Source organism: Rhodococcus sp. H36-A4 (genome assembly GCF_027158005.1).
Lineage (GTDB): Bacteria > Actinomycetota > Actinomycetes > Mycobacteriales > Mycobacteriaceae > Rhodococcoides.
Map to the genome: position 1 here is coordinate 564,385 of NZ_JAPVLQ010000002.1, position 14,734 is coordinate 579,118.

13 protein-coding genes are annotated in these 14,734 nt (G+C 62.3%); 9 read left to right on the top strand and 4 right to left on the bottom strand.

All coding sequences use genetic code 11. From position 1 onward, the window contains the following. Window positions 1-40: 40 nt before the first annotated feature. Complete coding sequence (locus O1W68_RS07570) at window positions 41-301, bottom strand: hypothetical protein (protein ID WP_269302340.1); 261 nt, start codon at window positions 299-301, stop codon at window positions 41-43. A 161-nt stretch (window positions 302-462) separates the two neighbouring features. On the opposite strand from O1W68_RS07570, the gene nth reads away from it, so the two are divergent. From nth to O1W68_RS07590, 4 genes are read left to right on the top strand one after another with little or no spacing between them, the layout of a single operon-like run. Further along, a complete protein-coding gene (gene nth, locus O1W68_RS07575) occupies window positions 463-1,149 on the top strand; it encodes an endonuclease III (RefSeq protein ID WP_256895513.1) in 687 nt (228 codons plus the stop codon). Then, complete coding sequence (locus O1W68_RS07580; RefSeq protein ID WP_269302341.1) at window positions 1,146-1,820, top strand: TlpA family protein disulfide reductase; 675 nt, start codon at window positions 1,146-1,148, stop codon at window positions 1,818-1,820. Before nth ends, O1W68_RS07580 begins: the two co-directional genes overlap by 4 nt. Beyond that, window positions 1,817-2,530 (top strand): NUDIX hydrolase, encoded by a 714-nt coding sequence (locus O1W68_RS07585; RefSeq protein ID WP_269302343.1) that lies wholly within the window; start codon window positions 1,817-1,819, stop codon window positions 2,528-2,530. The genes O1W68_RS07580 and O1W68_RS07585 overlap by 4 nt, the downstream gene beginning before the upstream one ends. Beyond that, window positions 2,527-3,717, top strand: a complete 1,191-nt coding sequence (locus tag O1W68_RS07590) for a MarP family serine protease (RefSeq protein ID WP_269302345.1) — start codon at window positions 2,527-2,529, stop codon at window positions 3,715-3,717. The genes O1W68_RS07585 and O1W68_RS07590 overlap by 4 nt, the downstream gene beginning before the upstream one ends. Before the next feature lie 25 nt (window positions 3,718-3,742). Here O1W68_RS07590 and O1W68_RS07595 read toward each other — a convergent pair whose 3' ends face one another. Beyond that, complete coding sequence (locus tag O1W68_RS07595; RefSeq protein ID WP_269302347.1) at window positions 3,743-4,672, bottom strand: alpha/beta fold hydrolase; 930 nt, start codon at window positions 4,670-4,672, stop codon at window positions 3,743-3,745. A gap of 26 nt (window positions 4,673-4,698) precedes the next feature. Continuing rightward, window positions 4,699-5,202: a phage holin family protein gene (locus tag O1W68_RS07600; RefSeq protein ID WP_269302348.1), complete on the bottom strand. Its 504-nt coding sequence runs from the start codon at window positions 5,200-5,202 to the stop codon at window positions 4,699-4,701. Window positions 5,203-5,455: 253 nt separating this feature from the next. Between O1W68_RS07600 and O1W68_RS07605 the strand changes: the two genes are divergently transcribed. Further along, on the top strand, window positions 5,456-6,823 hold the full coding sequence (locus O1W68_RS07605) for an MFS transporter (RefSeq protein ID WP_269302350.1): 1,368 nt from the start codon (window positions 5,456-5,458) through the stop codon (window positions 6,821-6,823). A gap of 50 nt (window positions 6,824-6,873) precedes the next feature. Here the strand turns inward: O1W68_RS07605 and acs are convergent, their stop codons facing one another. Further along, the gene (acs, locus tag O1W68_RS07610) at window positions 6,874-8,847 is read right to left on the bottom strand and encodes an acetate--CoA ligase (protein WP_269302352.1); all 1,974 of its coding nucleotides are present in this window, start codon (window positions 8,845-8,847) and stop codon (window positions 6,874-6,876) included. 482 nt (window positions 8,848-9,329) lie between these two features. On the opposite strand from acs, the gene O1W68_RS07615 reads away from it, so the two are divergent. From O1W68_RS07615 to O1W68_RS07630, 4 genes are all read left to right on the top strand, one after another. Beyond that, on the top strand, window positions 9,330-10,958 hold the full coding sequence (locus tag O1W68_RS07615) for a peptide ABC transporter substrate-binding protein (protein WP_269302354.1): 1,629 nt from the start codon (window positions 9,330-9,332) through the stop codon (window positions 10,956-10,958). Between the two features lie 146 nt (window positions 10,959-11,104). Then, the gene (locus O1W68_RS07620) at window positions 11,105-12,031 is read left to right on the top strand and encodes an ABC transporter permease (protein ID WP_269302355.1); all 927 of its coding nucleotides are present in this window, start codon (window positions 11,105-11,107) and stop codon (window positions 12,029-12,031) included. Further along, window positions 12,024-12,983 (top strand): ABC transporter permease, encoded by a 960-nt coding sequence (locus tag O1W68_RS07625; protein WP_269302357.1) that lies wholly within the window; start codon window positions 12,024-12,026, stop codon window positions 12,981-12,983. The genes O1W68_RS07620 and O1W68_RS07625 overlap by 8 nt, the downstream gene beginning before the upstream one ends. Window positions 12,984-13,006: 23 nt before the next feature. After that, window positions 13,007-14,716, top strand: coding sequence for a dipeptide ABC transporter ATP-binding protein (locus O1W68_RS07630; protein WP_269302359.1), 1,710 nt, complete (start codon window positions 13,007-13,009; stop codon window positions 14,714-14,716). Window positions 14,717-14,734: the final 18 nt, after the last annotated feature.

Below are 14,734 nucleotides of genomic sequence, written 5' to 3' on the forward strand. Positions count from 1 at the left end.
TCTTCATCTCGAAACGGGCATGCCGGACGTTACGTACCGCTCAGCTTGCGCGCTGGTCCACCAATGCGCCGGCATCCTTCACCACATGGGGGCGGCTCTTGCGGTTGTTGAGTTTGGCGAGAGCGTTGGGGAAGCCGTCGTTTGCGAGCGTTGCCACCTCGGAACTACTGGCCTGATCGAGAAACTCCTCGACGTCGTGCTCACGAACCGCCAGCTTGCTCAGCTTGCCTTCGACGCGCTCCATAGCGAGCGAGAAGAGCATTAGGAGTACTGGAAAAAGCACTACGGCGAGTCCATGCATACGGGGAAGTTAACACCGAAAAAGTCTCGATAAGAACACAGGGCGAATTAGATGCCGATTCTTGTCCGTACAGTTGTGGAGTGGATTCGACAGCCTCGAAGGCCTTCGACGTGCGTAAACGCGAAGAGACAAGACTTGGGCTCGTCAGGCGCGCCCGCCGGATGAATCGGGAGCTGGGGAGGGCGTTTCCGCATGTGTACTGCGAACTCGACTTCACGACCCCCCTCGAACTTGCCGTGGCTACGATCCTGTCGGCCCAGTGCACCGACAAGCGCGTAAATCTCGTCACGCCTGCTTTATTCGTGAGATATCGCACTGCGCGCGACTACGCCGAAGCGGACAGAACGGAATTGGAGGAGTACATCCGCACTACCGGCTTCTACCGCAACAAGACGAACTCACTGATCGGCCTCGGAGCCGCACTGCTCGAGCGATTCGACGGGGAAGTGCCTGCCAATCTGAAGGACCTGGTGACCCTTCCCGGCATCGGTCGTAAGACGGCCAATGTGGTCCTCGGAAACGCATTCGACGTCCCCGGCATCACCGTCGATACCCACTTCGCTCGACTCGTTCGACGCTGGCAATGGACTGACTTGGAAGACCCGGTCAAGATCGAACACGCCGTCGGTGAACTCATCGAGCGCAAGGAATGGACTTTGCTCTCGCACCGGGTGATCTTTCATGGACGCCGCGTTTGCCACGCCCGGAAGCCGGCCTGCGGGGTGTGCATTCTGGCCAAGGACTGCCCGTCCTACGGAATCGGTCCGGTGGACAAGACGCAGGCCGCGGCTCTGGTCAAGGGTCCGGAGACCGAACATCTCCTCGCGCTCGCCGGAATCACACCGTGAACAAATCTGCACTGCGCTGGTCGCTGCTGGCACTGATCGTCGTCGTCGGGATGATCTATGCCCTGTGGCCGCGCGATACGAACCCGGGTTTGCAACCGCCGATCGGTGGCCTCGCTACGGGCCAAGGGCCCACCGCGGGCTCATCTGGTGGTTCCGTCGATTCCATCGAAGGCCTCGCCTCGCTTCGCGAACGGGCACAGTTGGAGCCCTGCCCGACTCCCGATCCAGGATCACCCGCACCGGCAGGCCCGTTGACGGGGATCGTGCTCGAGTGTGTCTCGGACGGCAGCAGCATCGACGTCGGCCAAGCACTGGCAGGTAAGCCCGCCTTGATCAATCTGTGGGCGTACTGGTGTGGGCCGTGCGCTGAGGAACTCCCTTATCTTCAGCAGTACGCCGACAGTGTGGCCGACCGCCTGACCGTGCTGACCGTGCACCAGGACCGCAACGAAGGCAACGGCCTCGCCAAGCTCGCCGACTACGGCGTATCGCTGCCCGGTGTCCAGGACGAAGCCGGCCGCATAGCAGCAGCCGTCGGCGCTCCCCCCGTCCTCCCGGTATCGATTCTGATCGACGCGGATGGCAATGTCGCCAAGGTGCTGCCGCAACCGTTTCGAAGTGTCGAAGAGATAGCAGATGCAGTCGAGAACGATCTCGGACTCGCGCGATGAGCGCCCCGGAGTGGCTTCGCGGTGTCGTCGAGGCGGTCGGCGGTGAACGCGGATTGCTGGACACGACAGGCATCAACCCGGTATTGCAGCGCACTGCCGCGGCCGGTGAGTCGACGCGTCCGGCATCGGTCCTCGTACTGTTCGGTGGCTCGCCCGAGCCGGACCACACCTCGCGGGGCGGACTCCCCGCCGACGCGGATGTGCTGCTGACCCAGCGCGCGTCGACGCTGCGCCAGCACAGCGGACAGATCGCGTTCCCCGGTGGCGCCACGGACCCCGGCGACATGTCACCGGTCGCAACAGCTCTGCGTGAAGCCGAAGAAGAAACCGGTTTGGATCCTGCAGGTGTGCAACCGCTCGCGACGATGCCGGGCATCTACGTCCCGCCGTCACGATTCGACGTCGTCCCAGTGCTTGCTTACTGGCGAAGGCCGAGCGAAGTCCGCGTTGTCGACACCGGCGAGTCCGCCCGAGTGGTTCGGGTACCGATCCGCGCACTACTCGATCCCGACAACCGTTTCCAGGTCCGCCACCCGGCGGGCTATCAGGGTCCGGCATTCGCCGTCGACGGAATGCTGGTGTGGGGATTCACCGGCGGTATTCTGGCGGGCCTGCTCGCAGTGTCCGGCTGGGAGACGGAGTGGGACACCGGCGACATTCGTGATCTGGAGGCCAGCTTGGCGGCTGTAGGAGCGGGGCTCGATCAGTGAGCGGGTCCGGATGGGTAGATCTCGTCGTCCTCGCGGTGGCGCTGCTGGCAGCGATGTCGGGATGGCGACAAGGTGCAGTGGCGTCGGCGTTGGCATTTCTCGGTGTCGTGCTCGGTGCCGTCGCGGGGATTCTGATCGCGCCGCATGTTCTGTTGCACGTCGACGGCGCTCGCATGCGAGTATTCGTCGGAATCGCGCTGATCGTGGTGTTGGTGATCGTCGGTGAGGTATCGGGAATGGTGCTCGGCCGTGCGTTGCGCAGTGGAATTCATTCGCGCGGCGCTCGCTCGGTCGACAGCGTCGTCGGCGCCGGCCTGCAAGCCATGGCCGTTCTCGCTGCCGCATGGTTGCTCGCTATCCCGTTGACGTCCTCCTCGCAGCCCGAAGTTGCCGGCGCGGTTCGTGGCTCCAAGGTGTTGGGCAAGGTCGACGAAGTGGCCCCACAGTGGCTTCGTGAAGTACCCAAGGAATTCTCGGCGCTGCTCGACACCTCGGGTCTTCCCGACGTCATCGGACCGTTCGGCAAAACCCCGGTAGCGGAAGTAGCCGACCCGGACCCGGCGCTGCAGGCGAACCCCCTGGTGGATCAGTTGCGCGCCAGCGTCCTCAAGGTCAGCGGCCTGGCTCCGAGCTGTCAGAAGGCGTTGGAGGGCTCCGGATTCGTCGTAGCCCCCGAGCTTGTGATGACCAACGCGCATGTCGTCGCCGGCACCGAAGGCGTCACCGTCGACTCGGTGGGCACGGTGTTCGACGCCGACGTCGTGCTCTTCGATCCCCAGGAAGATGTGGCGATCCTGCGGGTACCGGGTCTTCGCGCTCCGGTGTTGAACTTCGCGCCCGACCCGGCCGTCGCCGGAGACAGTGCACTGGTCCTGGGATACCCGGGCGGCGGGCCGTACACGGCAAGCGCCGCCCGCATCAGAGAAACTTTGAACTTGAAGGGCCCGGATATCTACCGAACCGGAACGGTTCAACGCCAGGTCTACACCGTGCGAGGCAGCGTGCGGCAGGGCAATTCGGGTGGTCCACTCGTCGCGGAAGACGGACAGGTCCTCGGGCTGGTCTTCGGTGCTGCCGTCGACGATCCCGACACCGGATTCGTGCTCACCGCACCCGAAGTATCCGACGAGCTCGAGCAGAGCCTCGAGAGCCCGGTCGCAGTCGGAACAGGCAACTGCATTCTCTAGGTCGGATGCGGGGTACGCGTCGAACCTAGAGCGCCAACAAGGCCAACAACTGTGCGGTGACTTCGGCAGGAGCTTCCTGATGCGCGTAATGACCGGCCCCGAGCACGGTGTGTAAGCGCTGATCAGGAGCCCAGCGGGTCTCGGTGGCTACCGATCGAGGTAGCACGTACGGATCGAGTTCGCCTCTGATCTGGAATACCGGAATACGCAACCGGGTGTCCATGGCTTGCATGAACTTCCGTCCGTCGGAACGAAATTGACTTCGAAATGCCCATCGTTGGTACTCCAAGGCGCTGTGTGCCGCTCCTGGAATACACATCGCCGAGCGCATCTGCGTCGCTGCCTCGACGAACTCGTCCGAGTCCTGCCAGCCGGCTCCCGACCGCGCTCGGAGGAGTTGCTCGACGGCGGCGCCGTTGTGTTTGGTCAGCGTGCGTTCGGGCACCAGCGGCACCTGGTATCGCAAGAACTGCGGGAGCAGTGCAGCTCGTTGGGCCTTGTTGCGCAGGACTGCCCGGCGCAACGCGATGGGATGCGGGGACCCGACCAACCCGATCGACCGGACCATTCGGGGATGCAGCGCGGCAGTAGCCCAGCACACCAGACCGCCATCGGCGTGCCCGACGAGAGTCGCCTCGCCGTATCCCAGCGCTCGGATCAAGCCGACGACATCGCCGGCCAGCGTCCACCCGTCGTATCCACGCGGTGGCTTGTCGGTGTCTCCGTATCCACGGAGGTCGACAGCCACAGCGCGGAACCCTGCCTCGGTCAGCGAGGTCAATTGGTGACGCCACGACCACCAGAAATCTGCGAAGCCGTGCAGTAGAACTACGAGCGGGGCATCGGCAGGCGCGTCGTCGGTCTCGACGACGTGGAACCGGATGCCGTTGGCATGAATGTCGCGGTGTGTCCACGGACCGGCGAACCGAACAGTGGACGGATCAGGCCGAGTCATTCTTTCTTGCCCCGCTACCGACGTCGCTATTGCTTGTACCCGGGAATTGCCGGTGTCGACCCGTGCTGGTGCGGCAGGACAGTCGAGGCCTGCTTGAGCGATTCGATCGTCTTCTCCGGCTTACGGAGCTTCTTGACGCGCCGGTAGCCGAGGAACCCGAGCAGGGCAGCCACGAGCAGCATGAAAACGAACACGATGAGGAAGGCGGCCCACCGCGGCAACCAGATATCGAGTGTCTCGGCCAAGAAGAAGAAGAAGAAAAATGCGCTGAAGACGACGACTGCCAGAGCAAGGATGAAGAAGAGGCTGCCCTGTAGGCCCTTCTTGATCTCGCCCGTGACCTCGGCCTTGGCCAGTGCGACCTCGGCGCGGACCAGCGTCGACACCTGCGTCGTCGCATCCTTGACAAGGTTCCCGATGCTGCCGGTACCTGGTGCGCGGTGGTCTACTTCCGTCAGTGGAATGGACGAAATCGTGTTCGGCACCCCGTCCGGATAAGCACTGCCATTACCGCGATTGGTCACGCTCAACTTCTCGACCCCTCCACTTGCTGGTGCTGATTGATTCCGAGATGTCGCCTTGCGACGCCGTCTCGACTGCATTCTTCGGTTAACACTAGTGCCGACCCGACGCACTCTGCCTCACAGTCGGAGCTCGCCCTGTGATGGCGCTCTCAGATTAACGGTGAATGCTTCGTCGGTGTATTCGGGCATCGACTGTAATTCTCAGGTTTTCATCAGGTAATTTGCGTTCTACATACCCCCCTCTTCAGGAGTCCTAACCGTGAGCACTACCTCGGCCGTCCCAAGCGACGGCACCGCTGCTGCCCCGGAGGTACCACGGTCTCGTATCGTCGTCGCATCCATGGTCGGCACGTCGATCGAATTCTTCGACTTCTACATCTACGCGACTGCCGCAGTATTGGTCTTCCCCAAGCTGTTCTTCCCCGCGGGCAACGAGACGACCGCGCTGCTGGCATCGTTCGCGACGTTCGGACTCGCTTTCGTCGCACGCCCCGTCGGATCGGTTCTGTTCGGCCATTTCGGCGATCGCATCGGGCGTAAAGCGACGCTCGTGGGTTCACTGCTGACGATGGGCGCGGCGACCTTCGCGATCGGATTGCTGCCCACCTATGCAGCGGCAGGCCTGTGGGCGCCCGCACTGCTCGCGATCATGCGGTTCACGCAGGGTGTGGGACTCGGCGGCGAGTGGAGCGGCGCAGCATTGCTCGCGACCGAAACAGCCAAGCCCGGCAAGCGAGCCTGGGCCGCGATGTATCCGCAATTGGGTGCGCCGATCGGTTTCTTCTTCGCCAACGGGATCTTTCTGCTGTTGGTCGTCATCACCGGCTACGACTCCGCAAACTCCGCAACGGACCACGCATTCCTCACGTGGGGATGGCGTGTGCCGTTCCTGCTGAGCGCCGTCATCGTCATCATCGGTCTGTACGTGCGACTCAAACTGGAAGAGACGCCGGTGTTCAAGTTGGCCGTCGCGCGTGGGCAGAAGGTGAAGACTCCACTCGCCCAGGTCTTCCGTACGAGCTGGCGCCAGCTGATCCTCGGCACGTTCATCATGCTCGCCACTTACACGCTCTTCTACATCATGACGACCTGGGTGGTCAGTTACGGCACCGGCAAAGTCTCCGACGCAGGTGGCCCGAAGATCACCATCGCGTACACCGATTTCCTCGAACTTCAGCTGATCGCAGTGCTCTTCTTCGCGGCACTGATTCCGGTGGCAGGTTTGCTCGCCGACAAATACGGTCGGCGCCCGACCCTCATCATCGTCACGATTGCGATCATTGCGTTCGGTCTGTCGTTCCACTGGTTCGCCGCACCGGAAAGCGCGACAGCCGGTCGGATGCTCGTGTTCATGTGCATCGGACTCGGATTGATGGGTCTGACCTTCGGTCCGATGAGTGCCGTGCTGCCCGAACTCTTCCCGACCAACGTGCGCTACACGGGCTCGGGAATCTCGTACAACACCGCGTCGATCCTCGGTGCGGCAGTGGCGCCGTTCATCGCGACCTGGCTGGTGAGCAGCTATGGCGTCGGATGGGTCGGGGTCTACCTTGCGGTCGCCGCGGTGCTGACGTTGATCGCGTTGATCCTGATGAAGGAAACCCGCGATCAGTCACTGACGGACTAGCCGTGAATGGGCATACATCCCTCGAAGGAAGTATGCCCATTCACCGGTCGCTAGCGACCCTTCTTGATCGAATCGAAGACCTTCGGATCGACGAGAGTCGAGACGTCACCCAGTTCGCGGCCTTCGGCGACATCGCGCAGCAAGCGTCGCATGATCTTGCCGGAGCGAGTCTTGGGGAGTTCGGGAACGATCGAGATCTCGCGGGGGCGAGCAATCGGCGAAATCTCCTTCGATACCTGAGCTTTGAGCTCCGCGATCAGGTCGTCACCGGTGTTCTCGATGCCTGCGCGCAGGATCACGAACGCGACGATGCCCTGACCGGTGGTCTCGTCGGCAGCACCGACAACTGCCGCCTCGGCGACGCCGTGATGGCTCACGAGCGCTGATTCCACCTCGGAGGTGGAGATCCGGTGGCCCGAGACGTTCATGACATCGTCGACGCGTCCGAGAACCCACAATGCGCCGTCCTCGTCGAACTTGGCGCCGTCGCCCGCGAAGTACCAGCCTTCTTCGGCATAGCGGGACCAGTACGTGTCCTTGTATCGCTCCATGTCACCCCAGATGCCGCGGAGCATCGCCGGCCACGGCTCGTCGAGGATCAGATATCCGTTGCCGCCATTGCCCAGTGGCTTTGCGTCGTCGTCGACGATCTTGGCGGAGATCCCCGGAAGCGGGGCCATCGCGGAGCCGGGCTTGGTGGATGTCACGCCGGGAAGCGGTGAAATCATGATCGCACCTGTTTCGGTCTGCCACCAGGTGTCGACGATGGGTGCGGTACCGCCGCCTACGACGTCGCGGAACCAACGCCACGCCTCCGGGTTGATCGGTTCACCGACGGAGCCGAGCAGCCGGATCGACGTCAGGTCGTGTGCCTCGGGAATCTCTTTGCCCCACTTCATGAATGTACGCACGAGAGTGGGGGAGGTGTAGTAGATCGAGACCTTGTACTTCTCGATGACATTCCAATGCCGGTGCTCGTCAGGGGAATTCGGGGTGCCCTCGTAGACGACCTGCGTCGCGCGGTTCGAGAGCGGACCGTAGACGATGTACGAGTGGCCGGTAACCCAACCGACGTCGGCGGTGCACCAGTAGACATCCTTGCCTGGCTTGTGGTCGAACACATTGTGGTGCGTGTACGAGGTCTGAGTCAGGTAGCCACCGGAAGTGTGCACGATGCCCTTCGGCTTACCCGTAGTGCCGGAGGTGTAGAGAATGAACAGTGGGTGCTCGGCCGGGAACGGCTGAGCCTCATGCTCTTTCGAAGCCTGAGCGACGCTCTCGTGCCACCAGATGTCGCGGCCTTCGGTCCAGGCGACCTCGGAGTCGGTCCGCTTGACGACCAGCACGTGTTCGACCGACGCGGCAGCGTTCTCGAAGGCACTGCCTTGTGCGCCGTCGACGGCGGTGTCGACGGTGTCCTTGATCGGCGCGGGCTTACCGCGGCGCCACTGCCCGTCCGTGGTGATGACGAGTTTGGCTTCGGCGTCGTCGATGCGTGAACGCAGTGCCGTGGCGGAGTAGCCGGCGAAGACGACGGAATGCATCAGGCCCAGGCGGGCGCAGGCGAGGATCGAGATGATGGCTTCGGGGACCATCGGCATGTAGATGGCGACGCGGTCGCCGGAGACCAGTCCGAGGTCGGTCAGGGTATTGGCCGCTTGACTGACCTCTGCGAGCAGGTCGGCGTAGGTGAGGTCGCGGCTGTCACCGGGTTCGCCTTCCCAGTGAATGGCAACCTGCTCACCGTGGCCGTCGAGGACGTGGCGATCGACGCAGTTGTAGGCGACGTTGAGCTTTCCGTCGGCGAACCATTTGGCGACGGGGGCATCGGACCAGTCGAGCACTTCGGTGAACGGGGTATGCCAGTGCAGTCGGCGTGCCTGCTCGGCCCAGAAGGCGAGGCGGTCCTTGGCGGCGACGTCGTAGAGATCCGCTGTGGCGTTCGCCTGCGCGGCGAATTCTGCAGACGGCGGGTAGGTCTCCTCGGCGGCAATGTCGTGGTCACCGGAGGTACTGGTCGTCATCTCGAATGGCTCTCTTTCGTCGTGGTTCTCTTCGCGCTCGGGCAGTTGTCCGTGCCGTCACGAACGAGCTGAACAGTTGCTCTGCAGCCTCCGCGCGAGCCCTTGTGAGGGTAGTCACATGTGAGGGCTGTCGCATCGTTGCATCCGCCTGCAACCCTCTGATCTGCGGTGATCGGTAGGTTTCGAGCGGTGGGCGGTACTCCACACTGCACGATCGGAGGGGCTGGCGGGGAGATGGCTCTCACCTCGTGGGAATTCGGTTGCCGAATCGTTTCGAACATGTTGCGGGCCCGTGTGGGGGTCTCGTGTTTCTGGGGGAGTTCACAGGTTCGTTTCAGGGTGTGTCTAAAGTTTCAACCATTGGATCGTTGCTTCGGCTCATCGAGCTGTGGCCGGCGGTCGCCCCACATACCCCGTGGGCGTGACGCCCCGGGGTCGACCATGGCTGACACTGTGGTCAAACCAAAGATGGAGGATTTGTCTTGCGCAAAACACGCATCGCGACAGCTGCGGTAGCAGTTGTCGTGGGAGCGGCGCTGGTGACGGCGTGCTCATCGAGTGATTCGACCAGCGGCGGTGGATCCGGTGACGGCGCTGCAATCATCAACGCGTGGAGTGGTGAGCCGCAGAATCCGCTGGTTCCCACCAATACGAGTGAAAACACCGGTGGGCGAGTCGTGGACTCGGTCTTCGCCGGACTGGTTTCGTACACCCCCGAGGGCGGTATCGAGAACGAGGTCGCCGACTCGATCGACTCCGCCGACGGCCAGAACTACACCGTGACGTTGAAGGACGGCTGGGAGTTCACCAACGGCACGCCGGTGACAGCGAAATCCTTCGTCGACGCCTGGAACTACGGCGCGCTGTCCACCAATGCGCAGCTGCAAGGCTCGTTCTTCGACCCGATTCTCGGCTACGACGAGGTCGCTGCCGAGAACCCGACGGTCCAGACGATGTCAGGCCTGAAGGTCGTCGACGACAAGACGTTCACCATCGAGCTCGAGCAGCCCGAGGCAGCGTTCCCCGATCGCCTCGGCTTCGCCGCGTACTACCCGCTGCCCGAGGTCGCATACGCCGACATAGCAGCGTTCGGGGAGAACCCGATCGGCAACGGACCGTACAAGTTTGCGCAGGAAGGTGCGTGGCAGCACAACGTCCGCATCGATCTGGTGACCAATCCGGACTACGACGGCAATCGCAAGCCCGCCAACGGCGGCATAAACTTCATGCTCTACAGCAACCTCGACACCGCGTACACGGATCTTTTGTCGAACAACGTCGACGTCCTCGATCAGGTCCCGTCCAGTGCAGTGACGACGTTCGAGTCGGATCTGCCCGGCCGTACGGTCAATCAGCCGTCCGCGAGCATCGAAACCTTCACCATCCCGGGCCGTCTGCCGCACTTCGGTGGCGAAGAGGGTGTGCTGCGTCGTCAGGCGATCTCCAAGGCGATCGATCGCGATCAGATCACCAAGCAGATCTTCAACAACACCCGCACGCCTGCACAGGATTTCACCAGCCCCGCCATCGCAGGCTGGACCGGGGATCTCAGTGACGTCGACAACGTCGACTACGACAAGGACGGCGCCAAGGCGCTGTGGGCGCAGGCCGACGCCATTGCGCCGTGGTCCGGCAGCTTCGCCATCGCCTACAACTCCGATGGCGGACACCAGGAATGGGTCGACGCAGTCAGCAACAGCATCCGCAACACCCTCGGTATCGAGGCACAGGGCGCTCCCTACCCGACGTTCGCGCAGTTGCGGACCGAAGCCACCAACCGCACCATCCCGACGGCGTTCCGATCGGGCTGGCAGGGTGACTACCCGCAGCAGTACGGTTTCCTTGCTCAGAACTACCAGACCGGTGGCAGCTCCAACGACGGCGAGTACTCCAACCCCGAGTTCGATCGTCTGCTGCGTGAGTCTGCAGGCGAGACCGACAAGGACAAGGCGCAGGACCTGATCAACCAGGCACAGGAGATCCTTCTGAACGATCTGCCTGCAGTACCGACCTGGTACCGCAACGCAGCCAGTGGATGGTCGGAGAATGTCACCAACGTCAAGATCGGTTGGGACGGAGTCCCGATCTACAGCCAGATCGAGAAGAACTGATCTTCTCTCACGGCTCTTGATTCAGCCGAGCAGGGCAGTAGGCCTGTTGCCTACTGCCCTGCTCGGCTGCTTGCCTCGCTTGCCTCGTACGACGCCCACGCTGAATACCGCTGTGACGTCCTCCTTCCTCCTAAGGAGGTGATCCGGTGCTCTGGTACATCGGACGCCGAATACTTCAGATGGTTCCCGTTTTCATCGGGGCCACATTCCTGATCTACGCAATGGTCTTCCTGCTCCCAGGGGACCCGATTGCTGCGCTCGCCGGAGACAAGGCGATCAGCCCCGCGGTGGCCGACCAGCTGCGCGCTCGCTACAACCTCGACCAGCCGTTCATCGTGCAGTATCTGCTTTATCTCAAGGGCATCTTCACCTTCGACTTCGGTATGTCGTTCTCGGGTCGCCCGGTCAGTGAGGTTCTGCTGCAAGCGTTCCCGATCACCGCGAAACTTGCTGCCATGGCACTCGTGATCGAAGGTGTCTTCGGTGTCGGCTTCGGTCTCATCGCCGGTCTCCGTAAGGGCAAGCTGTTCGACAGCTCGGTCCTCCTCGTCAGCCTCGTCATCATCGCCGTCCCGATCTTCGTCATCGGCTTCCTTGCACAGTTCTTCATCGGGATCAAGTGGGGCATAGTGCCTCCCACCGTCGGTGGAAACACGAGTTTCAAGAACCTGCTGCTGCCGGCGTTCGTGCTCGGTTCGGTGTCGTTCGCCTACGTGGTCCGGCTGACCCGTACCTCGGTGGCAGAGAATCTCAGCGCCGACTTCGTCAGAACAGCGACAGCCAAGGGTCTTTCACGCGCTCGGGTCGTCAACGTCCACGTGCTACGCAACTCGTTGATCCCCGTCGTCACGTTTCTCGGTGCCGATCTTGCTGCACTCATGGGTGGCGCGATCATCACCGAGGGCATCTTCAACATCAACGGCGTCGGTGGCACCATCTACCAGGCTGTGATCAGGGGCGAGGCGCCCACGGTCGTCTCGTTCGTGACGGTCCTGATCGTGGTCTACCTCATCGCGAATCTCGTCGTCGACCTCCTGTACGCCGCGCTCGACCCAAGGATCCGCTATGCCTAACACGACTCCCGAAGGCGGACGTGAGGTCCGTCAAGCACGCTTCGTGGAATCCGACGAAGTTGTCGACGTCAGCCAGACCGACGTCGTGAACATCGACGAGGCTCCCACGAGTATCTGGAAGGATGCTTGGCACAGTCTGCGCAAGCGCCCGCTCTTCATCATCTCGGCCATCATCATCTTCGTGGTCATCTTGGTCGCAGCGTTTCCGAGCCTGTTCACGAATACCGATCCGCGGTACTGCGACCTGGCGTTCAGCATGCAGGGCCCCGGAACCGGTCACATTTTCGGGTTCGACCGTCAAGGTTGCGACATCTACTCCCGTGTCATCTTCGGAGCGCGGGCGTCGGTGGTCACCGGTGTAGGCGTTACGTTCCTGGTAGTCATGGTCGGAGTTCTCTTCGGTGCCTTCGCGGGTTTCTACGGCGGCTGGGCCGACTCTCTGCTGTCACGGTTGACGGACATCTTCTTCGGTGTCCCGCTCATCCTCGCCGCGATCGTGCTCATGCAGTTGTTCACCGACCGGACGATCTTCACCGTCATCGTGGTGCTGGCGTTGTTCGGCTGGCCGCAGATGGCCCGCATCACGCGTGGAGCGGTGTTGTCGGCTAAGAGCAACGACTACGTCATGGCATCTCGCGCTCTTGGAGTATCGAAGGTGCGCACCTTGATTCGGCATGTCCTGCCGAACTCGATGGCGCCGATCATCGTCATCACGACGATTTCGCTCGGCACCTTCATCGTCGCCGAGGCCACCCTGTCGTTCCTCGGAATCGGTTTGCCGCCCACCGAAGTGTCCTGGGGTGGCGATATCAGCGCAGCCCAGGTCACCCTTCGTCAGGGATCGACAATTCTGTTCTATCCCGCTGCCGCACTGGCGATCACAGTGTTGGGCTTCATCATGATGGGCGATGCGTTGCGCGACGCCCTCGATCCCAAGGCCCGGAAGCGATGAGCGAACACGAAGGAGAAGTTGCGATGAGTGAGCAGCCGTTGCTCGACATCAAGGATCTCGAGGTGTCGTTTCAGTCCAATTCCGGTGCGGTACCAGCTGTTCGCGGCGTCAGCCTGACGGTCTATCCCGGCCAGACTGTAGCGATCGTGGGCGAGTCCGGCAGTGGCAAATCCACGACCGCACACGCGATCATCAATCTCCTACCGGGCACCGGCAAGGTGACCGCGGGCGAGATCTGGTTCGACGGAAAGAATTTGACGAATGCGAAGGAGAAGGACTTCGTCGCGATCCGCGGAAGCCAGATCGGGTTGGTTCCGCAGGATCCGATGTCGAACCTGAACCCGGTGTGGAAAATTGGCTACCAGATCGAAGAAGCGTTGGCGGCCAACGGAATCGCCAAGGGAAAAGCGGCACGAGCCCGTGCCGTCGAACTCCTCGACGAGGCTGGGCTGACTGACTCGGAGAAGCGTGTCAATCAGTACCCGCACGAATTCTCCGGTGGTATGCGCCAGCGGGCGTTGATCGCAATCGGATTGTCCGCGCGACCCAAACTGCTGATTGCCGACGAGCCCACCTCCGCTCTCGATGTCACGGTCCAGCGTCAGATTCTCGATCACCTCGAAGGGCTGACGAAGGAACTGGGCACAGCGGTTCTACTCATCACCCACGACCTCGGCCTCGCTGCCGAGCGGGCGTCTCATCTGGTCGTCATGAGCAAGGGTCGAATCGTGGAATCCGGCCCGGCGCTCGAGATTCTGCAGAATCCGCAGCATCCGTACACCCAGAAGTTGGTCGCTGCGGCGCCATCGCTTGCGTCGCAACGGCTGAAGTCCTCGGTGGTGCGTGGGGACATCGTCGCGCATGCGAAGCAAGCTGCCGAGGAGGTCGCCGCCGAGAAAACTGTCCACGGTGAAGGCGATTTCGAACCGGCAAAAGATACTGTTCTCGTGGTCGACAAGCTGACGAAGGAGTTCAAGCTTCGTGGTGGCAGTCCATTCAAGTCGACGGTGTTCACTGCCGTCAAGGACGTCTCGTTCACCGTTGCAAGAGGCACGACGACCGCCATCGTCGGTGAATCAGGATCCGGTAAATCGACTGTGGCACAGATGGTCCTGGGTCTCTTGGAGCCGACGGCCGGGTCCGTCGAGTTCGACGGACGTGACGTCGCGGGCTTGAACAACAAGGATGCCTTCGCGTTCCGACGTCGTGTACAGCCGATCTTCCAGAACCCCTATGGGTCGCTGGATCCGATGTACTCGATCTACCGCACTATCGAGGAGCCGCTGCGGACTCACAAGGTCGGCAGCAAGAAAGAGCGCGAAGCTCGGGTCCGTGACCTGTTGGACAAGGTGGCGTTGCCGACTTCGGTCATGCGCCGATTCCCGAACGAGCTTTCCGGTGGCCAGCGCCAACGCGTAGCTATTGCGCGCGCGCTGGCTCTCTCGCCGGAGATGGTGATCTGCGATGAGGCCGTGTCGGCTCTCGACGTTCTCGTTCAGGCGCAGATTCTCTCCTTGTTGAACGATCTGCAGGCCGAGCTCGGTCTGACATATCTCTTCATCACGCACGACCTTGCCGTGGTGCGACAGATCGCCGATGACGTGCTCGTCATGCGATCGGGAGAGATCGTCGAGGCGGCCACGACCGACGAGGTGTTCGACAACCCGCAGCAGGAGTACACGCAGCGCCTGCTCGCCGCCATCCCCGGCGGTTCGGTCCAGCTCGGCGTATGACGGTCGGCTGGGGCAGTC

Bases quoted from the DNA above. Each gene is read 5' to 3' on its own strand.
- O1W68_RS07595 (WP_269302347.1), bottom strand. From the start codon at position 4,672: ATGACTCGGCCTGATCCGTCCACTGTTCGGTTCGCCGGTCCGTGGACA.
- O1W68_RS07625 (WP_269302357.1), top strand. From the start codon at position 12,024: ATGCCTAACACGACTCCCGAAGGCGGACGTGAGGTCCGTCAAGCACGC.
- O1W68_RS07630 (WP_269302359.1), top strand. From the start codon at position 13,007: ATGAGTGAGCAGCCGTTGCTCGACATCAAGGATCTCGAGGTGTCGTTT.
- O1W68_RS07585 (WP_269302343.1), top strand. From the start codon at position 1,817: ATGAGCGCCCCGGAGTGGCTTCGCGGTGTCGTCGAGGCGGTCGGCGGT.
- O1W68_RS07570 (WP_269302340.1), bottom strand. From the start codon at position 301: ATGCATGGACTCGCCGTAGTGCTTTTTCCAGTACTCCTAATGCTCTTC.
- acs (WP_269302352.1), bottom strand. From the start codon at position 8,847: ATGACGACCAGTACCTCCGGTGACCACGACATTGCCGCCGAGGAGACC.
- nth (WP_256895513.1), top strand. From the start codon at position 463: ATGAATCGGGAGCTGGGGAGGGCGTTTCCGCATGTGTACTGCGAACTC.